Here is a 23,214-nt window from a genome sequence, read left to right as displayed (position 1 = left end):
GCCGCGAGCTGTCGTATCATAGTGAGGTTTACAAACATGTGGCTCAAGGCGACCGCAGGGCAGACCCCGCAAACCGACCGCTGCCGCATACCGTACCGTACGCCCAACCGATCAGGAAGGCAGGAACCAATGGTCTCTCGTATCTACGTGGAGAAGAAACCCGGGTTCGACGTCGAGGCTCAGCAGCTCAAGGGCGAGCTGACCGAAATTCTCGGCATCAAGGGCATCGAGGCCCTGAGGATTATCAACCGCTACGACGTCGAGGGCATCGACAAGGAGCTTTTCCGGTCCTGCGTGCCGACCGTCTTTAGCGAGCCCCAGGTCGATGTGACCTACGACGAGCTCCCCGCAAGCGATGGCGCCGTCTTTGCCGTCGAATTCCTGCCTGGCCAGTTTGACCAGCGCGCCGACTCCGCCAGCGAGTGCGTGCAGCTCATCAGCCAGGGCGAGCGCCCCGCCGTGCGCTCCGCCAAGGTCTATATGATCTCGGGCGCTCTGGACGAGGCCGCCATCGATGCCATCAAGCACTACGTGGTGAACCCCGTCGAGGCGCGCATCGCCTCGCTCGACCTGCCCGAGACGCTGTACATGGAGACCCCCGAGCCCCAGCCCGTCGAGGTGCTCGACGGTTTCCGCGAGCTCGACGAAGCCGGCCTTGCCGCCTTTATTTCCGAGCGCGGCCTTGCCATGGACGAGGCGGACATCGCCTTCTGCCAGCAGTACTTCCGCGATGAGGATCGCGACCCCACCATCACCGAGATCCGCGTGATCGACACCTACTGGTCCGATCACTGCCGCCACACCACCTTCGGCACCGTCCTGGACGACGTGACGATCGACGACGCCGTGGTGCAGCAGGCCTTCGACCGCTACATGGAGATGCGCCACGAACTCGGTCGCGACACCAAGCCCGTCTGCCTCATGGACATGGGCACCATCGGCGCCAAGTACCTCAAGAAGACCGGCGTCATGACCGATGTCGACGAGTCCGAGGAGATCAACGCCTGCACCGTCAAGGTGAAGGTCGATGTCGACGGCGAGGACCAGGACTGGCTGTTCCTATTTAAAAACGAGACCCACAACCACCCGACCGAGATCGAGCCCTTCGGCGGTGCCGCCACCTGCGTGGGCGGTGCCATCCGCGACCCGCTGTCGGGCCGCAGCTACGTGTACCAGGCCATGCGTGTCACCGGCGCCGGCGACCCCACCGTCCCCGTGTCCGAGACGCTCGAGGGCAAGCTGCCGCAGCGTAAGCTCGTGACCACTGCTGCCGCCGGCTACTCCAGCTACGGCAACCAGATCGGCCTTGCCACCGGTCAGGTCAACGAACTCTATCACCCCGGCTACGTCGCCAAGCGCATGGAGGTCGGCGCCGTCGTGGGCGCTACCCCGGCAAACCACGTGCGTCGCGAGTGCCCCGCCCCCACCGACAAGATCATCCTGTTGGGCGGCCGCACCGGCCGTGACGGCATCGGCGGTGCCACCGGCTCCTCCAAGACCCAGAACACCGAGTCCATCGAGACATCGGGCGCCGAGGTCCAGAAGGGCAACGCCCCGGTCGAGCGCAAGCTGCAGCGCCTGTTCCGCCGCGGCGATGCCTGCCGTCTGATCAAGCGCTGCAACGACTTTGGCGCCGGCGGTGTCTCGGTCGCTGTAGGCGAGCTTGCCGACGGCCTGTATGTCGACCTTGATACCGTGACCAAGAAGTACGACGGTCTTGACGGCACCGAGCTCGCCATCTCTGAATCCCAGGAGCGCATGGCCTGCGCCGTCGCCGACGGTGACGTCGAGGAGTTCATGGGCTACGCCGCCGAGGAGAACCTGGAGGCGACCGTTATCGCCGAGGTTACCGCCGAGCCGCGCATGCGCATGGCCTGGAACGGCGTCGCCATCGTCGATCTGTCCCGCGAGTTCCTCAACTCCAACGGTGCGCCCAAGCACCAGGTCGCCCACGTCTGCGCCCGCAGTGTGTGGCAGCCCAGCTGGGCCGGTACCACGCTCGCCGAGCGCATGACCTCGCTCGTCACCGACCTCAACGTCGCTTCCAACAAGGGCCTTTCCGAACGCTTCGACTCCACCATCGGCGCCGCGACCGTGCTTATGCCTTTTGGCGGCAAGACGCAGCTCACCCCGAGCTCGGCCATGGTCGCCAAGTTCCCCGTGGACGGCGAGACCACCACAGCGAGTGCCATGGCATGGGGCTTCAACCCCTATTTGATGGAGGCCGACCAGTTTGCGGGCGCCTACCTGTCCGTGGTCGAGTCCATCGCCAAGCTCGTTGCCGCCGGCTTTGAGCACAAGCGCGCCTACCTCTCCTTCCAGGAGTACTTCGAGCGCCTGCGCACCGAAGCAGAGCGCTGGGGCAAGCCCATGGCTGCCGTCCTGGGTGCCCTTATGGCCCAGGTCGACCTGGGTGCCGGTGCCATCGGCGGCAAGGACTCCATGAGCGGTTCGTTTGAGGACGAGACCGGCGAGCTCAACGTTCCGCCGACCCTGATCAGCTTCGCCGTCGCCGTGGGCAAGGCCGCCCGCGCCGTCTCGCCCGAGTTCAAGGGCCTCACGCACCGCGTCGTCCGCATCGCCCCCGCCACCTACGGCGAGGATTACCGCCCCGACGCCCAGCAGCTGCTCGCCGCGTTTGACGCCGTCGAGGCGCTCACCGCCAACGGCGACGCCCTGGCCGTCTCCACGCCCGGCTACGGCTGCGGCGCCGAGAGCCTCTTTAAAATGTGCGTCGGCAACCAGATCGGTATCGAGCTTGCCGAGGATGTGGACGTGGAGAGCCTCTTCACCCCGCTCTACGGTAGCTTTATCGTCGAGCTCGCCGAGGATGCCGAGCTGCCCGAGGTCGCCGACGGCGTTGTCGTCGAGCCCCTGGGCACCACCGTCGAGGGCTATGTCATCGACACCGGCTCCGAGGTCATCGAGCTCGCCGAGCTCCAGGAGGCCTGGGAGAGCGGCATCGAGGGCGTCTTCGCCTACCGCAGCGCCGGCAAGACCCCCGAGGTCGAGACCATCGACTTCCGCGCCAAGGATATCCACGTGTACGGCGGCGCCAAGATCGCCCGCCCGCGCGTGATCATCCCCGTGTTCCCCGGCAACAACTGCGAGTACGACAGCGCCCGCGCCTTCCGTGCCGCCGGTGCCGAGGCCGACACCTTCGTGATCAACAACCTCACGCCCGAGGCCGTCGCCGAGAGCACCCGCGAGCTTGCCCGCCGCATCCGTGCAAGCCAGATCGTTATGATCCCCGGCGGCTTCTCGGGCGGCGACGAGCCCGACGGCTCTGCCAAGTTCATCACGGCGTTCTTCCGCGCTCCCGAGGTCACCGAGGCAGTCCGCGACCTGCTCAAGGCCCGCGATGGCCTGATGCTGGGCATCTGCAACGGCTTCCAGGCCCTGATCAAGCTCGGCCTGGTGCCCTACGGCGACATCGTCGACGCCACGCCCGATACGCCCACGTTGACGTTCAACACCATCGGTCGCCACCAGAGCCGTCTGGTGCGCACCCGCATCTCGTCCAACTTGTCCCCGTGGCTGTCGCAGTGCAGCCTGGACGACCCCTACACCGTCGCCATCAGCCACGGCGAGGGCCGCTTTGTCGCCAATGACGAAGTGCTCGCCCAGCTGATCGCCAACGGCCAGGTCGCCACGCAGTACGTGGGCGAGAACGGCAAGCCCAGCATGGATCTCTCCGTCAACCCCAACGGCTCCGCACTCGCCATCGAGGGCATCACGAGCCCCGACGGCCGCGTCCTGGGCAAGATGGGCCATGCCGAGCGTCGCGGCGACAACCTGTACCGCAACGTGCCCGAGCATGTCCCCGGCGATAAGTTCATGCCGATCTTTGAGAGCGGCGTGGCCTACTTCGCTTAAACCTTTCCCATCGGGTACAATCCCCTCGGGTAACAACACCCGCCACCGACGCATCCGGTGGCGGGTTCTTTTTTGCTTCGCGCATGCAGGAAGGACATCATGGAAAGCCGCAAGCCGTATCTCGCCACCCTGCCCGGACTCATCCTGGGTTGTCTTGTTTGCTGTGCACTCTGGGGATCGGCCTTTCCCTGCATCAAGATCGGCTACGCACTCTTTGGTATCCCGGCGCACGATAGCGCCTCGCAGCTGCTCTTTGCGGGCTTGCGCTTCACGCTTGCCGGCGCCCTGGTTATCGTTGGGATGAGTGCGGCCCAACGCCGCCCCCTCATTCCGCAGGCTCGCGACATCAAGCCCATCTTTGTCTTGTCGCTCTTCCAGACTATCGGGCAGTACTTCTTTTTCTATCTGGGCCTCTCGCGCGCCAGCGCCATGTCGAGCTCCATCATCGAGGCCAGCGCCAACTTCCTCGCAATCCTCTTTGCCGCCCTGGCATTTCACACCGAGAAGCTCAATACGGCCAAGGTGCTTGGCTGTGCGCTGGGCTTTGCCGGCGTCGCGCTCGTCAGCCTCTCGGGCGCAGATGGCACCTTTGGCTTCAGGCTCGATGGCGAGGGCTTTATCCTAGCCTCCACTGTCGCGGGTGCTCTTTCGACCTGCCTGATCGGCATCTTCTCGCGCAAGCATGACGGCGTCTTGCTCGCCGGCTGGCAGTTTTTAGTCGGAGGTTTGGTCCTTACCGTCATCGGGTTTTTGATGGGCGGCGCGCTCTCCCCCACCGCGATCATCCCCGCCATCGCACTCATTATCTATATGGCACTCATTTCCGCCGTCGCGTACTCGCTATGGTCGCGTCTGCTTGCCGTCAACCCCGTCAGCCGTGTGTCGGTCTTTGGCTTTATGAATCCAGTCTTTGGCGTACTGTTGAGCGCTCTGCTGCTCGGCGAGGGCGCTGGCACGAGCCCTGTTACCGTACTTGTTGCCCTGCTGTTGGTCTGCGGCGGCATCATCATCGTCAACAGGCCCAAAAAGGCCTAGCGAGCTCACCTTTTTAGGGAGGATGTTCGCACACTTTAGCTTAATGGAGTACATCGGAGAGCCGAGGGCCGCCACGCCCGCCAGCGTGCGCCCTTTTTCTAGCGTATCTGGGCGCCGGCTTTCTTCTTCTCGCGCTTTACGCGGTAGAGCTCCGCATCGGCAGCGCGAAGCAAGTCTTGCCAGGTATCGACGCCATCACCAACCCGTGCGTAGCCGATGGACATCCGCAACAGATACGGAACCTCGGCGCGCGCGAGCTCATCGTTGATTGTCGCGCACAGATGCATGATATCCTGTTCCGCCACTGCCTTTTGGAGCACCACGAACTCATCGCCACCATAACGTGCGATAAAGCCGCCAGACGCCGAGCAGACTTCTTTGAGCGCAGCGGATATGACCTGAAGAGCGTGGTCGCCCTCCACATGCCCATAGCGATCGTTAATCTGCTTAAAGCCGTCGCCGTCCATCATAAGCAGATATACATCTTCGGCCTGATCCACATTTGAGAAGAGCGACAGCATATAGGTCTCAAAACGGTTGCGATTGTTAAGTCCAGTCAACGGGTCGGTCGAGATGAGCTGCTCCTGGTAGATGATGTAGAGCAGCAACATGCTAATCATTATGCCGACACAAAGGCCGGGCACCGAGTATACGACCTGAAAGGTACCGCCCACCAGGGCCGGAATGGCGAAAAATGCCAAGGTTCGATAGATGGCCTTCGTCTGCAGGCTCTCGACCCTGCGAGATTGCACAAATGCATGCAGGGACGTATGTATAACGTAACAGTAGCTGACGATGGGCTGGATCATATAGGCAAAGCCGCGACGATACACGCCCTGCGAATCGATATAGAACAGGGCGTGCGTCCAGTAACTGGTAAACGCCAGCACGACCACCAGAGCCGTAGGCAACGCTACAAGCACCACCCTATAGCGCGAGGTCAAAAGGCGAGAACCCTGCACCGTCTCGGAATAGATAAACCAAATGAGACACGCGATAGCAAAGAGCGAAAACGAAACCGCGTTGGAAATCCAGTTGGCAGCAATGCCCAACGTGCCGTCCACACCGTCCGAAAGCGTCCAGATCATATCGAATAATATGTACGCGGCAGAGGTGTAGCCAAGCATGCTAAACAATAGCTGCTGGGTGCTCGAGAACAAGGAGCGACGACTTCGCACGGCAAGCCCGATAAGAACAATCATGCATAGCACGAATATCTCAATCTTAAGTGCCTTAACCACTAGCGCCATCCCTTCAATACCCAAGTGGTCAGAATCGCCCAATTCGAATCAGGGCAATAAACACCCCTTTACTCCGCAGGGGTAAAGGGGATAATAGCAGAGCGCCCGAACATCACTGCAAAACAGTTTCTGTTCGGGCGCCCATACGGCGCGAATTGCACACGCCGGCATCATTGATAGGTATCGATTGCTACTCGCCATCGATGTCAGTCGCGACGGCTTCCTCGATGGCCTCGACACCGACAGGCGACAAATCCTCCTTGCCTTGGCAGAACTTCTTGTCGACCCAGCCAGTCAGAATCGGAGCCATGACCGCCGTGATGATAACGGCGGTGGCGATCTGAGCGTACGCGGTGGGCGCAAGCTCGGCGTAGCGCGGTGCGACCTCGGCGAGGGCAACCGGTGTGGTCATAGCCGTGCCGGCAATGGTGGAGCAAGCCACAGCGGCCTTGCCATTGCCGCCGCACAGACGCTCGAACGCAAAGGTGATGGGACCGACGACAAACAGCGTGACAAGGCCCAGCAAGATGCCGGAAATACCGCCGGTGATAAAGCTCGACAGGCTCATGGACGCACCGAGCTGAAATCCGATGACGGCAATCGCGGGATTGGCACCGGGAACCAGCAGGTTCTTGATAAACGGGAACAGGTTGCCCAGAACCATGCCGATAACGAGTGGCAAGATGGAGCCGATAATGGTGCCAATGGGAATGTTGGCGAGGCCGGAAACACCGAGGATGATCATCGTGACGGCGGGGCCGGCCGTAAAGAACAGGATACCGACGGCGCCCTGCTCAGACTCATCGCCGAACTCGCCCATGATGCCCGTATAGAGCGCCATGTTGCAAAACGTGATGCCGCCGATGATAGACACGGAGCTCAGACCCAGGAAGTTGTCGTTAAAGAAATATGCCACGCCCAGGCCGAGAGCCGCTGCGACGACCAGCTTGGGAATCAGCACGACGATGCCGGTCTTGATAGCGCCCGGCGTGGACTTAAAGCTGATGCCGGCGCCCACAAACAGCAGGATCGCGGCGACGATGGTATTGGAGCCACCGCGGCAGGCAGCCGTAAAGAATCCGCCGATCTCAAAAACCTGCGGGCAGAAGGTGTTGAGCAAAAGACCGACGATCATCGGATAGATCATGATGTCGCCCGGGATGCGCGGGACCTTGAATTTCTTTTGCTCGTTGGCGGTCGCTTCCTGTGCCATGAAACCCCCATTTCCGCTGACGGGGTACAAAAGCCCACGTCACGCTTTGCTACAGTAAAGTTTGACCATGGTACCAGAAGAAATAGACCAGCTCGGTGAAAAATTCGACAAGTTGGGATGGAACGAGATTCGGCGCCCGCGACGCCACCCCTATATAAGGCTCAAGACGATATAGAGTACGATGCCCGAGACGCAGCACCAAAGCATCGATTTTGTCTTGACCGCCACGGCCACGACGCCGGCAGCCGCAATCCAGGGAACCAAGGCAGGCCAGGGTCCCGCGTCGAACGCGCCGGGGCTCGCCAAGTCGTTGGCGACCAGCGCGGCAAAGGCAGCGGGCGGGATATAACCCAGGGCCTCGGTAATGCGGGGCGACAGGGTCCGCCCGCGCAAGGCAAACGCCGGCGCGATGCGAAAGAACGCGATAGCAGCCCACGACGACAGCCACAGAACCAAGAACTCGTTAGCGGGCATGGCGGGCACCTCTTCCGTCTAATACAGCATCGCACGCCAGCGCAATGGCAATGCCGACCACGACGCTTGCCGGCACGGCAATATTCGTGAGGCCCAAGAACTTGCATACGGCGACGGACACCGCGCCCGAAACCGCCGCGACAACGTTGCCGCGCGACAGCCGCTGCGAAAAGAGTAGACAGATAAAGAGCGACGTGCAGACGAAACTCGCAATAGCGGTGGGAACATCGACAACGGCACCGACGATGGCACCCATCGTGCACGAAGCGCCCCATGTCGCGATGAGGATCACGTTGAGCACGAAGGATTCGCGCGGGCCCCAATCCTCCCCCTCAACCAGCTTGGCAAGCGAGATGCCGTATGCCTCCTCGGTGAGCGTCGCGGCAACAGCCAGCGTCTGACGCTTCGAGGCGCCCGCCAGATGGGGTGCGATCGATGCCGAGTAAAGAGCGAAGCGCGAGGAGATGGCGGCGACGCTCGCGATAATCGAAGGTGCCGGTACGCCCGCCAGCCAAAGATTGCAGATCATAAACTGGCCGCTGCCCGTCACAAACGTGCTGCTCAGAGCAAAGACCATCCAGGGCTCCATTCCCGTCTGCCCCATGATCATTCCGCACGGCGCGCCTATTGCAACATAGGTAAGCATCACTGGCCAGACGATTTTAAAGATCCTAAGGACCATGCCACTCCCATTCTGGTAAGTCGTCTGCAGCGCGCCTTGCAACGCAGCAGAAATATCAACCGGTGGCAATAAAGTTCACCTACAATTGCCACCGGATCGAAAGACACAACTTTTTAGGAAGTCATTATGACAGCTATCGATCGAGACCGGGCGCGCGCGGCCTTCAAAAGCTACACCGATGCCTACGACGCCACCAACCCACGCATCGCGCTCAAAATCGAGCATACGTACCACGTGGCCGAGGCATGCGATGCCGTAGCGCGCGAGCAGGGCTGGTCGTCAGAAGATATTGACCTGGCATGGCTTTGCGGCCTGCTACACGATATGGGCCGCTTTGAGCAGTTGCGGAGCTGGGACACCTTTAAGGACGCCGAGAGCATGAGCCATGCAGCGCTGGGCATCGAGGTCCTCTTTGGCGAGAATCCCGCCGATGCACCCGCCGTAACGAGCATCCGCGACTTTATCGATGACCCGGCAGAGGACGAACTGATCCGCGCGAGCATCGCCCACCACAGTGATTTTCGCCTGCCCACGGAACTCGACACCCGTACACGGAGCTTCTGCGAGATCGTGCGCGATGGCGACAAGATCGACATTATGCGCGCCATCGCCGACAGCACCGTCGACACCATCCTCAAGGTGGATGAGGACACGTTTCTCGCCAGCCACTTCTCGACACCGGCGCTTACCGCCTTTGACGAGCATCGCTGCGTCGCGCGTGACGAGCGCAACGAGCCGGCGGACTACCTGGTGGGGCTCATCTGCTTTATGTTTGAGCTCGTCCATCCGGCAAGCCGTGCACTGGCGCGCGAGCAAGGCGATATCCACCGCCTGCTCGACGCGCCCTTTGGCATTACGCGACCCTTTACCGACCCCGCCGCGCAGGCAACCTGGAGCCGCCTTAAGGACGAGCTGCGCGACTGGCTGGCAAGCGCTTAGCACTCGAGCTGAGCCAGCAGTTCCTCAACGATCTCAACGGCATCGCCGACGACCTTGTACTGGGCGGCACCGAAGATGGGGGCATCCGGGTCCTCATTGATGGCGACAATGCACTCCGCCCCACCGATGCCGGCGAGATGCTGGATAGCGCCCGAGACACCGATGCTCACGAGGAGCTTGGGCGAGACCGATACACCCGTCTGGCCAATTTGGTGGCGATACTCCAACCAGCCTGCCTCCACAATGGGACGCGTGCAACCAAGCTCGGCACCCAGGGCATCGGCGAGCTTTCGCATCAGGGGCAGATTCTTCTTGGAGCCGATGCCGCGGCCCACCACGACCAGACGCTCGGCATCGGCAATTGAGGCCTGCTGTCCCCACTCCTCGGCGGGAATCGAGATCTCGACGCGGGCCTTAACGTCATCCGCAAGCACTACCTGGGTAATCGTGCCGGAGCGGCTATAGTCAAACTCGGGCGCCTTAAAGATGCCGGGGCGCACCGTTGCCATCTGAGGACGGTGGTTGGGGCAGATAATGGTGGCCATCAGGTTGCCGCCAAACGCCGGGCGCGTCTGCTGCAGCAGACCCGTCTCCGTATCCATAGAAAGCACCGTGCAATCGGCCGTAAGACCCGTCTGCAAGCGCACGGCCACACCGGGCGCCAGCTCGCGACCAAAGGCGGTCGCGCCGTACAGAATGGCCTCGGGCTTGCGCTCGGCTACCAAATCGCAGATCAAGCGAGCGTAGACCTCCACGTCGTTCTGACGCAGGCGCTCGTCACGACAGACCAGAACTTCGTCCGCACCGGCGCAAATCAGATGCTCCAGGTCCCCGAGTGAGCCCTCGGGACTCATGCCGACCAGTGCCACCAGACGGCAGCCGCGGGCATCGGCAAGCTCGCGCCCCTTGCCCATGAGCTCGAAGGCCACGGATGCAACGGCATCGTGCTCGTCAGTCTGCACGAAGATCCAGATGTCTCGATATGCGTCAAGGTCTGCCGCGCCGGCGGCCTCGTCGCGCTCAATCGAGATGGCGTTGACGGGGCAGGCGTCGACGCACCCACCGCACAGGATACAGCCGTCGGTTACGCGGGCACAGCGATTGGGGCGCTCACCCTCCACCACAATGCCGCCCGAGGCGCAGGCGCGAACGCAGCGACCGCAGCCGATACAGGCTTCGCTATCGATAATCAGCCCGCTCATCTATGCCATCCCCTCAATAATCTTGGCAAGTTTTACCGCCTGCTCGGACGCCGTTCCCTCAACGGCCTCGCACGTTTGGTCACGGTCGGGCACAAACGAGCGCACGACCTGCGTCGGTGATCCGGCAAGACCGCAACGCGCGGGGTCGGCGTTCACGTCGGCGGCACTGACCACGCGCACGTCCGCCTCCTCCGCCGCGCGAATACCGGCAATACTCGGCATACGCAACTGGCCAATCTCCTTGGCAGTCGTCATCGCGCACGGCATCTCAAGACACACCGTCTCCTCGCCGGCATCGCATCCGTGAACGAGCGCCAGCGAGCCACACGTCGTAAAGCCCGCGCTTTGCACGCAGCTCACGTCGGTCACGCAGGGAATCTCAAAGGCACCGGCAAGCTCGGGACCAATCTGGGCCGTATCGCCATCCACCGCCATCTTGCCGCAGATGAGCAGGTCGAAGTCCTCGTCGAGTGCCTCGATGCCGCATTTGAGAGCATAGGTGGTCGCCAGGGTATCGGCACCTGCAAAGGCGCGATCGGTCAGCAGCAGCGCGTCGTCGGCGCCTCGAGCGATGCAGTCGCGCAGCAGCGACTCGGTCGCGGGGATGCCCATCGACACCACCGTCACGCGCACATCCATGCCAAAGCCGATAAAGTCGTCCTTCAGCGCCAGCGCGCATTCCAAAGCGCTCGCATCAAAGGGATTAATGACCGCCTGCTTGCCATCGCGCACGATGGTATTGGTCTTGGGGTCCATCTTGACCTCGGTGCTGCCCGGCACGGCCTTGACGCACACCACCATATGGAAATCACTCATCTTCACGCGCCCCCCTTCTGGACGAGCTCATCCAAGAGCTTCTCCGAAAACAGGTTACCGCGACCCAGTTGCCCGGCAGGATCGAGCTGGAGCTTGAGCCGCGCCGACTCGACCATGGCCTCGTGACCGTACATCGTCTCCAAGAAGCCCGCCTTGATCTTGCCGACGCCGTGTTCGGCGGAGACGGCGCCGCCCATGGCCGTGACCTCGGAAGCCCACCGGGCAAAGAGTTCTCCGCCGCGGCGGTAATCCTGCGCATCGCGCGGCAGAATGTTCACATGCAGATGGTTGCTGCCGATGTGCCCCCAAGCGGCAGATTCAAGCCCACTTTCGGCCAACGTGCGGCGATAAAGGGCGATGACATCGGCCAGGCGTGCGTTGGGCACCGACATGTCCGAGCCCAGTTTGGTGATGGTGGGATCCGTGCGGCGACGCTCGTCGATGAGCATGTTGACGCTCTCGGGCACCGCATGGCGGAAGAATCGCTGGCACTCGCGATCGACTTCGGTGCGCGCGACCCATGTCGCATCGTCGCTGCCGCCCGCAAGCTCCAGTACCCACCCCAAGTGATACAGCTCCTCAGTCGCCTGGGCTTCGTCGTCGCAGTCGAGCTCCACGTAGACACAGACCTTGGCGTCTTTGTCGAGTGCCGGCAGTGAGGCAAATGCGGTCGATCGCTCGCGCTGGCGGCGAAGGATATCTAGGGCGCCGGCATCGAAATACTCAATAGCGGCCGCGTGGGACAGGACCGGGCGCACGGAATCGGTAAAGGCAACGGCCTTGTCCTCGCTATCGAAAAAGCAGCTCACGCCCCACGCAACCGCGGGAGCAGGCTGCAGGGCGATCTCGAGCTCGGTGATAACGCCGAGCGTGCCGCATGCGCCGATAAAGAGATCGATGGCGTCCATATTGTCCGCAACAAAAAAGCCCGAAGCATTTTTGGTCTTGGGCATGGTGTAGTCAGGAAGATCGAGCTCAAGCGAACGACCTTCCACCGTCACAAGTGACAGGCGACGGCCCTGAGCAAAAACCTCACCGCGGTGAAGCTCGAGCAAATCGCCATCTGCCAGCGCAACGTGAAGGCCCGTGATATGCGGGCGCATGGGGCCATAGGCATAGCTGCGGGCACCGGAGGCGTTGCATGCCGCCATGCCGCCCAGACAGGCAGATGCCTCGGTGGGATCGGTGGGAAAGAATCGCTCGGGAGCTTCCTGGAACTCCTCGTAGGCCTCAAGCGATGCCTGGTCCCAGCCGGCAGTCGGCAGCACTTTTTTGCCCAGTTGCTTGCGCAGCTCAGACAACACGACGCCGGGCGCCACACGCAAAAGAAAGCGGCCCTGCTCATCGCGGCGAATGCCTAGGTAGCGATTCATACGGGAAGTATTGAGAATGTGACCGCCATGAGGCACGGCGCCGGCGGCAAGACCGGTCCGGGCGCCCTGAACCGTCACCGGGACACGCTCGGCATGGAGCGTTTTCAAAATGGCGCGAACCTCGTCCTCCGTTGTCGGAAACGAGATGCTCGAGGCCTCGCCCGATGTGCGAGACTCATCGCGGCCATACTCCTCGAACTCGTCGGTGAAGGGTTTGATGGTTGCAGACACGCGAACTCCCCCTTTAGCTAACTACAGTGTTTGCAGGGAGATGTTACCGCATCGTTTCGTCGACGTGTTCGAGACCGTCTCCATAATTGGCGATTTTTACGTTCGTGCAATTCGGCGAGCGGGAAGGTTTCCTCGGCAGACGATGCTTTTGACACATGTCGCTTTACCGCCAGCGACCACGCAATTGGCGCTCAAAAAAAGTTGAAGTAATTTTTACCATCTTTTACCTGCGGAGATGTCAATCCGTCAAGCATTTGGTCAGAAATTGGTCAAGTAGTGACTGATACGGTCGGCATCAACAGCCAAAACCAATGGAAGTTTTGGCCCCAGAAGCAGGGAGGTTCCCATGGCATATTACTGGCCCCAGTACGGCGTCGCCATCGAGGTCGACGACGATCCCTATCTCCTGCCTTTCGACGAAGAGGCGTTCCCCGATACGGCGGTCTACCACGTCACCACCGATGTTATCTGCGACCCCGAGTCGTTCTCGGCGCTCGCCCGCCACATCGCGCGTATCCACGACATCGAGCTCCCTCACGACTTCGACGAGCTCATCTACTCGCGCCGCCTGATGCTTCACATGCTCTTTGGAGCGGACCCGTCCACGTTCGCACGTGTCTACACCACCAAGGACGCCGCATGAGTGCGAAGAAGCCGCCCCGCCTTGCAGGGCTGGGGCGTCGCAAGAAACTCGTCGTTGTCTGCCTGGCTATCGTCTGCGCCCTCATCGCCGTAGGGCTATACGCCTGGCAGTCGCAGCCCGTGCCCGAAGCGGGCGCCTCAGTCACGACGGCAGAGGGTAAATCGCGCCAAGAAATCCAGGATGAGCTCGACGCCATCGTCCGCGACAACATGATGACGATCTCGGTCGCGCCGGTCGCACAGTTGCAGGAAGGCGGCAAGTTGCGCGTCAACGTGCAAAACGTCCAAGACAACAAGTTTCCCCAGCGCTTTCGCGTGATTCAAAACGACGAGACCATCTATGAGTCCGGTGTGGTCGAAGCCGGCAAGACGGTTGAGACCTGCCCCGCCGGCGATATCCAAGAAGGCGAGGCATATATCGAGATTCAGGCACTCGATGCCAAGACCTACGACACCCACGGCAATCCGACGCGCGTCAAAGTGCGGGTTGAGCAAGCCGAGAACTAGCTTTTTCGGCCGACGCGGCACCGCACGCAATTCACCAGCATTCGTCCAATCATCGCGGGGACGGCCCGCGGCGAATAGAAAGGAACGACCATGGACATCACCAGGAACATGAACGGAGCCAGAGCGCTCGTCGTGGGCGCAGGGCTCGCGCTCGCGCTCGCAATGGGCGCCGCCCCGACGCCAGCTCTGGCAGCCGGGCGCGTTGGAACCACGAAAGTAATGGTCAGGACCGAGATCGACAACGTAGAGTTCAAAGTTCCGACGGTTATTCCCTTCGTCGCCAAGGCCGACGGCACGCTTCAGGGCCCCTCAGAAGACGCGACCACCATCGACAATCATTCGGCCTACGGCATCCATGTCACCAACATGAAGATCGACGCCATGAACACCTGGACCATTGCCGCCGACGCCAAGGCCGGAACCGCGCAGAATTCCATCGACTTTAAGGTCGGCCCCGACGGCGCACTCCAGAACGCCAGCGCCGCAATGCAGGAGACGGGCCTCGATCTTTCCAAGAATGCAGCCTTCGACATGGGCTACCAGGGCATTGCCGGCGGCACGGACAAAATTAAGCTCAAGACAAGCGGAAACGTCGCCCGCGTCACGCGCGACATCTTCCGCGTAACCGGCGAAGGCGATCAAGTTGCAACGATCACCTGGACGGTCGAGCCCGGTGCGCACACGGCATAAGGCCGTCGCCCTGGCCACCGCCGTCAGTATCCTAGCGTTTGGGCCAGCCATGGCCTTTGCCCAGCAAGAACAGGCGCAGGCCGCCACGCAGGTGACGGTCGACCTCTCGGAGCTCGACCGCGGCAACTGCAAGGAACCGTTGGCACAGACAGACGACAGACGATGGCTCTTGGCAGCAGGCGCCACGACAGCAGGCGCGGGAACCGCCGGCCTCGGTCTGCACATCAAACGCAGCCAGAAACGAAACACGGACAGGCCGCACTAAATTAGCTAAGGAGACCCCATGGCATCGAAGAACCTTTTGCCCGTCGTCGCACTCTGCGGCGCGCTCGCAACCGGAACGCCTGTCGCCGCTTGGGCGACTCCCGTCATGGCAGACTCCTTACCAGCAGCCCTAAGCTCCGCACCAAATCCGTCGAGCGCCATTGCGTGCAAGCGTTTTTCGTTCGCACAGGCCGCAATCTCAACCTCGGGATGCCTTCGTCGTAATACGGACGGCTCGATAGTCGTGGATATCAATCGTTCGAACAAGGCAAACGGCTCCCAGGCGGGGTGCGCCGTCTGCACGTGGCGCTCGATTGTGCTCGATGCAGATGGCGATCCGTGCGATTTGGGGTTGCGCATCGATATCGCTTCGGTCGATGACTCGGCGAACGGAGCGAAGGTCGCCTTCGACGATGCGTTTTTCGAGAAAGGAGGCGGTATATGTCTGGGCTGCGCCGCCGCGAATGCAGACGATGTGCAGCCCACCCTCTCATTCACGGCATCGCTGCGGCTGACCAAGGCGGGCACCGATGCCATCGCGGCGGGAGAAGCATCCCTGCTGTTCTACGCCGCCAGCACCGAAGACACAGACATTCATTTCGAGAAGCCAGCCGGATCGCTCAGCCTTACGCGCGGGACGGAGGCAGGCCCTATTGCGATCGATACCCACACGCTAGGCAGGCAACGCATTCTTGCCGACCCGGCGCTTCTCGAGATGGAGTGGAACGGATCCGGAGCCGTCGGGATTGTCCCCTCCGCGCTTGACGCCAAGACGCTCCCCTCAAACGACGAACCCATCAACGCAACCATACAAGAAGAGAGCACGGACAAAGAAGCAGGTGCGGGCGACACGCCGTCGCCGACAAACAGCGTCCCAGCTTCTTTCGAAGCACCGAATGAGCCCGCTACCGGTCCAAACGATCCCGAGCTCGCGGACAGTCTGGGGCTTGCTGATCCTCAGGAGATCGATGAAGGTAACTGCTGCGTGCTTGCCGCCCTCGACCACACAGAGGTCATCGATGCTGCAAACATCGAAGTTGCCGCCGCCAATCAGCCCGTCCGCAAGTCGGCCATCATCGCATTTCCCGAATCCATCGAAGTCGTCTTTTTGCCATCGGGCGAGGTCGTGGCCCCAACACTGCTCACCTTGTTGGGCGCCAAGAATACTCGAAACGAAATTAAAAAGGTCACGGTTGTCGACCCTGCAACCACCGCTAAACTGCGTCTATACGCCGTTGCCCCAGACGGAGGCAAGACCTTGGAATTCGATGGCGACACACTTCTAGCCTGGCGCCGTCTGGACATTATGCAAGACGTCTCGTATCAGATCGAACTCGAAGGGTTTGATCGTGCCCGCGATGCCAATATCATCGCCGCGGCTGTTGAATCCCCGCAGCGGCTTATGACACTGCGCTTTGACTACTATCCCTATGTCCCGACAACCACCTGAGGCTTAAATGCTGCGCATCATTCCTAATACCACTTATATAACGTATTAGATGAGTCGCGATGTGCCTCGCATTTCGTTCTGCTACGATTGCCACGTTGGCATCAATACAGGAGGGCTCATGCCGGGCTTGGGAACAATCATCAACGTTGCGCTTTTAGTTGCGGGCGGTCTTTTGGGATTAGCGGGCGGCCGCTTCATTACACCGCGCATCCAAGACACGCTCATGAAAGCATCGGGGCTGTGCGTCCTGTTTATCGGCCTGGGCGGCACCATGCAAAAGATGCTCATCATCGATGGAAAGGCGCTAGCGACCACCGGTACCACCATGCTCATCGTCTCATTTGCGCTCGGTTCGCTCATCGGCGAGGCCATCAACTTGGAGGCCGCCATCGAGAACCTTGGCGAATGGCTCAAGCGCAAGACTGGCAGTGAGGGCGATAACGAGTTCACCAACGCTTTTGTCTCGACTTCACTCACCGTGTGCATCGGCGCCATGGCCATTGTGGGATCGATCCAGGACGGCCTGCTCGGCGACTGGTCAACGCTTGCCCTCAAGGGCGCACTGGACTGCATCATCGTCTGCACCATGACGGCCTCGCTTGGCCGCGGCTGCATCTTCTCCGCCCTGCCCGTCGCCGTGTTCCAGGGGACGATCACGTTGTTTGCCGGCGCGCTCTCCCCCATCATGACCACAGCAGCCCTCAACAGCCTTTCGCTCGTAGGCTCCATGCTCATCTTCTGCGTCGGCGTCAACCTCATCCGTCCTCAGACCTTCCGCACGGCCAATATGCTTCCCTCCGTCGTCATCGCCGTCATATACGCCCTCCTGTTCTAAATCTATCAACGCAGCGGTATCTCGAACATCTGTTTGATGCTGTGCTATGATATGAGGTCACCGTAGCTGCGTTCGAGAGGAGGAGCGGTGGCCGACCAGGACATCAAGATGCTCATCGAGCGCATTATGGCCGAGGCCCGGACCCATCAGTCCGCCCGCTTCTCAAACGAAACCTACGCAGACGAGCCGATTCTCAAAACCGGCCGACAGATGCAGAATTTCCTCCCCGACCAGTACCGTAAAATGCGCGAGATATCGCGCTGGCAGGATGACCCCAAGGGCGGTGCGGGCCGCTGGCTTTCGGAAGCCGAGCTTTTTTACCGCCAGGGCCTGCTGATGGCCGACTTTGAGGACGACTGTCCCTACAACGGCACCTTTAAGTCGTACTTTCCCACCTACAACGCCATGAGCGACCGGCAACTGCGCGGCTACTTTACCTGGCGTGCCCAAGTGCGCCGCGGAACCGTCGAGGAAACGTCTACGTCCTTTGCCTTTCTGTATCTCTATGAGCTGATCTGCGGCATTGGCGTAGATAATCCACTCGATGGTTTTAACAAGATCAAGGCTTTTTGGGATGTCTATCGCGCCTTCGAGCCCGGCATCGACCGGTTTGCGCGCGTGTGGCTGCAAGATTACGCCGTGTTCCACGGGCTCGACCCCAAGCTGCTTCGCGACTCTAAAACCGTCATGTTCGATAACGCCCTTATCGAACTGCGGCGCGCGGCACGAGACCTTGTACCGGCACCGTCCGGCCAGACCCCTAAGCGTCGCAAAACCTCCGAGCCCACGCTCCCCCTTCCGCCCGATGAGGTGCGCGAGGAGCGACTCATGGCCGCCATCAACGCCCTCTCCACGTACAACCTAAGTAGCTCGCGGCTCGACCGCAGCCACCACCGTGATCTGCGCCACGTGGCGTGCGCCGTGTATGTCCGCATGGCGCGCTACTATGACACGCACCGAAAGACCGGCATCGTGGCAAGTTTATTTGGGGAGGAGACGGCCATGCCCTACACCATGTTTGCCTCGGCCGTATTCTTTGCGCCCGAGCGCCACGAGGACTGCGAATACCGTCTGGACCCCATCCATATCTACCGTTGCCAAAACGGTTTTTGGGAATGCATGCGGATTCACGGTAGCAGGCAAAAGAGCAGCAAGCTCGGTGAAATGATGCGCGCCTGCGACCAACGCCTGCGCCTGGCGCTGGACCCCGCCCATCCCCTTAAGGAAGAAAAGGTCCCCAAATATCTGGCCAAGATTATCGATGACGAGATTGTGGCATGGCTTTCGTGGGACGCCGCACACCAGCCCGTCAAGATCGATATCGATTTGAGCCAGCTGGGGCACATTCGGAGCGCTGCCGCACAAACGCGCGAAGCGCTTTTGATCGACGAGGAACGCGAGGACGGCACGCTTGCGGATGCCGAGGTGACAGTTGCCGAACGACGGGAAGCCAAGCCCGTGGCCGGCACGATCGCCGAACCAGTCGCGACGACCATGCAGCAGGACGAGGCTAGCGAGCCGACCATCTCCACCGAGCAGTTTGGCGTCGTGGCCCCGCTCCTCGCACCAGCACCCACGTCCGCTGACACCGCGTCCGCACTCGATCCCGCCGCAGACGCCTATCTTCGAGCACTACTCGAGCAAAACGCAGCGCAGACGGCATCGGCGGTGGCGCAGTCGGGCAAGAGTGAGGACATGCTTGTCGATACCATCAACGAGGCGCTCTTTGACCTGGTGGGAGACACCGTTATCGAATTCGGCGCGGCAGGGCCGCAGATTATCGAGGACTACGAAGCAGACGTGAGAGGATACCTAGACCATGAGTGATACCGCATCCGCAGCACCCCGCGTGCCCAAGCGCGTCGCTGCCGTCATTCTCAACTCGCTCAAGGGCGGCGTGGTCCCGCGCATCGGCCTTCCTTACATCACCGTAGGGCGCGAGGTCGAGATCCGCGCCCTGCTCACCGATTTAAGTCTCATCGCCGATGGCGGCGCGAGCTTCCGCTTTTTAGTCGGTCGCTACGGCGCCGGTAAGAGCTTTTTGCTCCAGACCATCCGCACGCACGCCATGGGCGAGGGATTCGTCGTCGCCGATGCCGACTTGTCGCCCGAGCGACGCCTGCAGGGCGGTCAGGGGCAGGGCCTTGCCACCTACCGCGAGCTCATCCGCAATATATCGACCAAGACGCGCCCCGAGGGCGGTGCGCTCAACCTTATTCTGGATCGCTGGGTCGCCTCGTGTGCCAACGTCGACGAGTCGGTCGTCAATGCCCAACTGACCCCGCTCGAGGAGATGGTCCACGGCTTCGACTTCACCCGCATGCTTCGCCGCTATCGCACGGCCGTATCCGAGGGCGACGAAGAGGCCATGAGCCGCGTGACCAAATGGATCCGCGGCGAATACCGCACCAAGAGCGAGGCTCGCGCCGAACTGGGGTCCTCAACCATCATCAGCGATGACGACTGGTACGACTACGTCAAACTCATCGCGCGTTTTTTGGTCTGCAGTGGCTACAAGGGCATGCTGGTGCTCATCGACGAGCTCGTGAATCTGTATAAGATTCCCAACGCCATCACGCGCCAATACAACTACGAGAAGATCCTGACCATGTACAACGACACGCTCCAGGGCAAGGCGCAGTACCTAGGCATGATCATGGGCGGCACGCCAACCTCCATCGAAGACCGCCGCCGCGGCGTGTTCTCCTACGAGGCCCTGCGCAGCCGACTCGCTCAGGGCCGCTTTGCGCGCGAAGACCTTAAGGACATGCTCGCGCCCATCATCCGCCTGCAGCCACTCACCTACGAGGAGCTGCTGGTGCTGATCGAAAAACTCATGCAAATTCACGCCGGCTACTTTGGCTGGACGCCCACGCTTACCGAGAACGACTTGGTGGACTTCCTCAAGATCGAGTTCGGTCGCGTGGGAGCCGACACGCATCTGACGCCGCGTGAAGTCATTCGTGACTTTATCGAGCTGCTCGACATCCTATGCCAAAACCCCGACGCCAACGTGGCCGAGCTGCTGCAAAGCGTCGGCGGCGACGCGTTGGCGCCGGCAACCGCAACAGGCGACACCGGCACCGCAGGCGGCGACCGCAACTTCGCCGAGTTCACCATCTAACCCACCAAAAAGGGACAGGTTTATTTTGGCAGGTTTTATCTGGGCAAACGTTGAAGCAGTAATGCAGCAAGCCGTTGCCAGCCGCGTTGAGAGATTCGTTGTTGAAAGGAGGCCCCGTGAACGCCTTTGACCGCTACGCCCCGTTTATCCAAGACTTCATCTACTCCCACGATTGGGAGAGCTTGCGCTCTATCCAGGTTGCGGCGGCAGATGCCATCTTCAACACACAGGACAATGTGCTCCTGACGGCATCCACGGCTTCCGGCAAAACCGAGGCAGCCTTCTTTCCCATCCTGACCGAGTTTTGGGAGAACCCGCCCGCAAGCGTGGGCGCCCTCTACATTGGCCCCCTCAAGGCGCTCATCAACGACCAATTCTTCCGCCTCAACGACCTGTGCGAAGAAGCCGATATCCCCGTCTGGCACTGGCATGGCGATGTCTCGCAATCACACAAGGCCAAACTCATCAAAAAACCGAGCGGCATCCTACAGATTACGCCCGAGTCGCTCGAGGCACTCCTGATCCATAAGCACATGGCGATCCCGCGCATGTTTTGCGACCTGCGCTATGTGGTTATCGACGAAGTCCATTCGCTCATGCGCGGCGACCGCGGCGGGCAGACGCTCTGTCTTATCGAGCGCCTCTCGCGCATGGCAGGCGTGCAGCCCCGCCGCATTGGCCTTTCGGCCACCATCGGCGACCCCGAGCGCACGGGCGCCTTTCTCTCGCAGGGAACGGGGCGCGACTGCGTTATCCCCCGCTTTGAGGAACCGCGCCGCGTGTGGCGCATCTCCATGGAGCACTTCTACAACTCGGGCCCCCAGGCTCAGCAGCGGGGATTCATGGGCACAGGTCCTCAAGAGGCCGAAGTACTCGCGTGCGAGCGCATCGAGGCAGCGGCATCCGCGGCGCTGCCCGCCGGCGCCCAAGACATGCGTCACAGCGGACAGCTCACACAAGAGGAGCGCCATCAACGTCGTGAGCGGGCACGGGGCAAGGCCGCTCCCAAGGACCGCCAAACTTCCTCGGCCCCCGAGGGCGAAGTCGACATCCCACGAGCGACCGAGCAGGCGCTTCTCAACCCCACCGACACGGCGCCCGACAACGCCGACCCCGGCATGGGCTATATCTTCGAACACACCCGCGGCCGCAAATGCCTGGTCTTTGCCAACTCGCGCGAGGAGGCAGAGGCCGTATGCTCCATGCTGCGTAGCTACTGCGAGAGCCGGCACGAGCCCGACCGCTTTCTCATCCACCACGGCAATCTTTCGGCATCGCTGCGCGAGACGGCAGAAGAGCTCATGCGCGACGAGGAACAGACACAGACGACCGTCACCACCTCTACGCTGGAGCTCGGTATCGATATCGGCCGCCTGGAGCGCGCCTTCCAGATTGACGCGCCGTTTACCGTCAGCTCCTTTTTGCAGCGCATGGGGCGCACAGGCCGTCGCGATCTTCCGCCCGAGATGTGGTTTGTCATGCGCGAGGAAGAGCCCGAGCCGCGCACGATGATGCCCGAAACCATTCCCTGGAAGCTCCTGCAGGGTATCGCGCTCGTACAACTCTATCGCGAGGAAAAGTGGGTCGAGCCACCCGAGCTCGATCGTCTCCCCTACAGCCTGCTCTATCACCAGACTATGTCGACCCTCGCCAGCACCGGCGAGCTCACGCCGGCCGAACTTGCCCAGCGCGTGCTCACGCTCAGCTATTTCCACCGTGTCTCGGCAGACGATTACCGTGTGCTGCTACGTCACCTCATTAAGATCGACCATATCCAGGTCACCGAAGGTGGCGGGCTCATCGTGGGTCTCGCGGGCGAGCGCATCATCAACAACTTTAAGTTCTACGCCGTGTTCCAGGAAAACGAGGAGTTTACCGTCCGGAGCGAATCGGCCGAGCTGGGCACGATCGTTAATCCGCCCCCGCCCGGTGAGCGCATCGCCATCGCCGGACACTGCTGGATTGTCGAGGAAGTGGACTGGAAGCGCCACACTGTCTTTGCCACGCAGGTCAAGGGCCGGGTGCCGGCCTACTTTGGCGACTGCCCCGGCGACATTAACACGCATGTGCTCGAGCGTATGCGCCAAGCGCTCACTGAGCACGCAGCATATCCGTACCTTATGGGTAACGCACGGGCTCGCTTGGCGCAGGCTCGTCATACCGCCGAGATTTCGGGCGCGGGAACTAAGCCGCTCATCAATCTGGGTGGCGACACCTGGGTGCTCTTCCCCTGGTTGGGCAGCTACGCCTTCCTAGCACTCGAGCGCATGCTTAAAATCAAATGCGCCGCTGAGCTGGGCCTTCGCGGACTCGACCCGTCACGCCCGTACTTTATGCAGTTTAAGATGAAGGCCGACGAGGAGACGTTCTTTGAGGTGCTCGCCGCCGAGGCCGAAAAGGACTTCGATCCCATCGAGCTCGTCTATCCTGGCGAGGTGCCTTACTTTGACCGCTACGACGAGTTTGTTCCCGAAGAGCTCGTGCGCAAGGGCTTTGCCGAAGGCGTGCTCGACATAGAGGGCATGAAGCAGCGTGTCCGCAGCTGGCGCGACCACGCCTGAGACCAGTCTTTCTGGGACGTGTCTCTATGGTTTTGTCAACCGCGTGCTTCGCGCCATTT

General features: G+C 61.3%; 19 protein-coding genes. 12 read left to right on the top strand and 7 right to left on the bottom strand.

Features of this window, described 5'->3' with window-relative positions; genetic code table 11:
* Positions 1–129: 129 nt before the first annotated feature.
* Complete coding sequence (locus tag DW037_RS07550; RefSeq protein WP_118373109.1) at positions 130–3,876, top strand: phosphoribosylformylglycinamidine synthase; 3,747 nt, start codon at positions 130–132, stop codon at positions 3,874–3,876.
* Between the two features lie 99 nt (positions 3,877–3,975).
* On the top strand, positions 3,976–4,911 hold the full coding sequence (locus DW037_RS07545; protein WP_118373107.1) for a DMT family transporter: 936 nt from the start codon (positions 3,976–3,978) through the stop codon (positions 4,909–4,911).
* Positions 4,912–5,009: 98 nt separating this feature from the next.
* Here DW037_RS07545 and DW037_RS07540 read toward each other — a convergent pair whose 3' ends face one another.
* From DW037_RS07540 to DW037_RS07525, 4 genes are all read right to left on the bottom strand, one after another.
* A complete protein-coding gene (locus tag DW037_RS07540; protein WP_158571970.1) occupies positions 5,010–6,152 on the bottom strand; it encodes a diguanylate cyclase in 1,143 nt (380 codons plus the stop codon).
* A 190-nt stretch (positions 6,153–6,342) separates the two neighbouring features.
* Positions 6,343–7,365 (bottom strand): 2-keto-3-deoxygluconate permease, encoded by a 1,023-nt coding sequence (locus DW037_RS07535; protein WP_117799931.1) that lies wholly within the window; start codon positions 7,363–7,365, stop codon positions 6,343–6,345.
* Between the two features lie 150 nt (positions 7,366–7,515).
* Positions 7,516–7,839: an AzlD domain-containing protein gene (locus DW037_RS07530; RefSeq protein ID WP_117635480.1), complete on the bottom strand. Its 324-nt coding sequence runs from the start codon at positions 7,837–7,839 to the stop codon at positions 7,516–7,518.
* Positions 7,829–8,485 (bottom strand): AzlC family ABC transporter permease, encoded by a 657-nt coding sequence (locus tag DW037_RS07525; protein ID WP_255413692.1) that lies wholly within the window; start codon positions 8,483–8,485, stop codon positions 7,829–7,831. Before DW037_RS07525 ends, DW037_RS07530 begins: the two co-directional genes overlap by 11 nt.
* A 162-nt stretch (positions 8,486–8,647) precedes the next feature.
* Between DW037_RS07525 and DW037_RS07520 the strand changes: the two genes are divergently transcribed.
* The gene (locus DW037_RS07520; RefSeq protein WP_118373103.1) at positions 8,648–9,460 is read left to right on the top strand and encodes an HD domain-containing protein; all 813 of its coding nucleotides are present in this window, start codon (positions 8,648–8,650) and stop codon (positions 9,458–9,460) included.
* Here the strand turns inward: DW037_RS07520 and DW037_RS07515 are convergent.
* From DW037_RS07515 to DW037_RS07505, 3 genes are read right to left on the bottom strand one after another with little or no spacing between them, the layout of a single operon-like run.
* Entirely contained in the window at positions 9,457–10,662 is a 1,206-nt protein-coding gene (locus DW037_RS07515; RefSeq protein ID WP_118373101.1) for an electron transfer flavoprotein subunit alpha, read from the bottom strand. The two genes, DW037_RS07520 and DW037_RS07515, sit on opposite strands and share 4 nt — an antisense overlap.
* Positions 10,663–11,478 carry an electron transfer flavoprotein subunit beta/FixA family protein gene (locus DW037_RS07510; protein WP_117848252.1) on the bottom strand — a complete coding sequence of 272 codons (816 nt, stop codon included), beginning with the start codon at positions 11,476–11,478 and terminating at the stop codon, positions 10,663–10,665. It lies immediately after the preceding gene.
* Between the two features lie 2 nt (positions 11,479–11,480).
* The gene (locus DW037_RS07505) at positions 11,481–13,082 is read right to left on the bottom strand and encodes an FAD-binding oxidoreductase (protein ID WP_118373099.1); all 1,602 of its coding nucleotides are present in this window, start codon (positions 13,080–13,082) and stop codon (positions 11,481–11,483) included.
* 346 nt (positions 13,083–13,428) lie between these two features.
* On the opposite strand from DW037_RS07505, the gene DW037_RS07500 reads away from it, so the two are divergent.
* The 9 genes from DW037_RS07500 to DW037_RS07460 all read left to right on the top strand — a co-directional run bounded on the left by DW037_RS07500 (position 13,429) and on the right by DW037_RS07460 (position 23,155).
* On the top strand, positions 13,429–13,725 hold the full coding sequence (locus tag DW037_RS07500) for a hypothetical protein (protein ID WP_118373097.1): 297 nt from the start codon (positions 13,429–13,431) through the stop codon (positions 13,723–13,725).
* Positions 13,722–14,231 carry a hypothetical protein gene (locus DW037_RS07495; protein WP_118373096.1) on the top strand — a complete coding sequence of 170 codons (510 nt, stop codon included), beginning with the start codon at positions 13,722–13,724 and terminating at the stop codon, positions 14,229–14,231. The genes DW037_RS07500 and DW037_RS07495 overlap by 4 nt, the downstream gene beginning before the upstream one ends.
* A 90-nt stretch (positions 14,232–14,321) precedes the next feature.
* Positions 14,322–14,921 carry a hypothetical protein gene (locus DW037_RS07490; protein WP_089573324.1) on the top strand — a complete coding sequence of 200 codons (600 nt, stop codon included), beginning with the start codon at positions 14,322–14,324 and terminating at the stop codon, positions 14,919–14,921.
* A complete protein-coding gene (locus DW037_RS07485) occupies positions 14,905–15,186 on the top strand; it encodes a hypothetical protein (protein WP_117563505.1) in 282 nt (93 codons plus the stop codon). The genes DW037_RS07490 and DW037_RS07485 overlap by 17 nt, the downstream gene beginning before the upstream one ends.
* Positions 15,187–15,204: 18 nt before the next feature.
* Positions 15,205–16,635 (top strand): hypothetical protein, encoded by a 1,431-nt coding sequence (locus tag DW037_RS07480; RefSeq protein WP_118373094.1) that lies wholly within the window; start codon positions 15,205–15,207, stop codon positions 16,633–16,635.
* A 118-nt stretch (positions 16,636–16,753) separates the two neighbouring features.
* Complete coding sequence (locus DW037_RS07475; RefSeq protein ID WP_172622415.1) at positions 16,754–17,470, top strand: DUF554 domain-containing protein; 717 nt, start codon at positions 16,754–16,756, stop codon at positions 17,468–17,470.
* A gap of 87 nt (positions 17,471–17,557) precedes the next feature.
* On the top strand, positions 17,558–19,297 hold the full coding sequence (locus DW037_RS07470; RefSeq protein WP_233505685.1) for a TerB N-terminal domain-containing protein: 1,740 nt from the start codon (positions 17,558–17,560) through the stop codon (positions 19,295–19,297).
* Positions 19,290–20,594: an ATP-binding protein gene (locus tag DW037_RS07465; RefSeq protein WP_117629645.1), complete on the top strand. Its 1,305-nt coding sequence runs from the start codon at positions 19,290–19,292 to the stop codon at positions 20,592–20,594. Before DW037_RS07470 ends, DW037_RS07465 begins: the two co-directional genes overlap by 8 nt.
* 116 nt (positions 20,595–20,710) lie before the next feature.
* Positions 20,711–23,155 (top strand): DEAD/DEAH box helicase, encoded by a 2,445-nt coding sequence (locus DW037_RS07460; RefSeq protein WP_117629644.1) that lies wholly within the window; start codon positions 20,711–20,713, stop codon positions 23,153–23,155.
* The last annotated feature ends 59 nt before the right edge of the window (positions 23,156–23,214 follow it).

Origin of the sequence: Collinsella sp. AF39-11AT (assembly GCF_003474585.1) — a bacterium.
Classification (GTDB): Bacteria; Actinomycetota; Coriobacteriia; order Coriobacteriales; family Coriobacteriaceae; genus Collinsella.
The sequence above is the reverse complement of the archived record's forward strand: the minus strand, read 5'-3'. Positions and strand labels throughout refer to the sequence as shown.

Excerpts from the sequence above, each read along its gene's own strand:
- DW037_RS07550 (WP_118373109.1), top strand. The coding sequence starts at position 130 with ATGGTCTCTCGTATCTACGTGGAGAAGAAACCCGGGTTCGACGTCGAG.
- DW037_RS07545 (WP_118373107.1), top strand. The coding sequence starts at position 3,976 with ATGGAAAGCCGCAAGCCGTATCTCGCCACCCTGCCCGGACTCATCCTG.
- DW037_RS07535 (WP_117799931.1), bottom strand. The coding sequence starts at position 7,365 with ATGGCACAGGAAGCGACCGCCAACGAGCAAAAGAAATTCAAGGTCCCG.
- DW037_RS07530 (WP_117635480.1), bottom strand. The coding sequence starts at position 7,839 with ATGCCCGCTAACGAGTTCTTGGTTCTGTGGCTGTCGTCGTGGGCTGCT.
- DW037_RS07525 (WP_255413692.1), bottom strand. The coding sequence starts at position 8,485 with ATGCTTACCTATGTTGCAATAGGCGCGCCGTGCGGAATGATCATGGGG.
- DW037_RS07520 (WP_118373103.1), top strand. The coding sequence starts at position 8,648 with ATGACAGCTATCGATCGAGACCGGGCGCGCGCGGCCTTCAAAAGCTAC.
- DW037_RS07515 (WP_118373101.1), bottom strand. The coding sequence starts at position 10,662 with ATGAGCGGGCTGATTATCGATAGCGAAGCCTGTATCGGCTGCGGTCGC.
- DW037_RS07510 (WP_117848252.1), bottom strand. The coding sequence starts at position 11,478 with ATGAGTGATTTCCATATGGTGGTGTGCGTCAAGGCCGTGCCGGGCAGC.
- DW037_RS07500 (WP_118373097.1), top strand. The coding sequence starts at position 13,429 with ATGGCATATTACTGGCCCCAGTACGGCGTCGCCATCGAGGTCGACGAC.
- DW037_RS07495 (WP_118373096.1), top strand. The coding sequence starts at position 13,722 with ATGAGTGCGAAGAAGCCGCCCCGCCTTGCAGGGCTGGGGCGTCGCAAG.
- DW037_RS07490 (WP_089573324.1), top strand. The coding sequence starts at position 14,322 with ATGGACATCACCAGGAACATGAACGGAGCCAGAGCGCTCGTCGTGGGC.
- DW037_RS07480 (WP_118373094.1), top strand. The coding sequence starts at position 15,205 with ATGGCATCGAAGAACCTTTTGCCCGTCGTCGCACTCTGCGGCGCGCTC.
- DW037_RS07475 (WP_172622415.1), top strand. The coding sequence starts at position 16,754 with ATGCCGGGCTTGGGAACAATCATCAACGTTGCGCTTTTAGTTGCGGGC.
- DW037_RS07465 (WP_117629645.1), top strand. The coding sequence starts at position 19,290 with ATGAGTGATACCGCATCCGCAGCACCCCGCGTGCCCAAGCGCGTCGCT.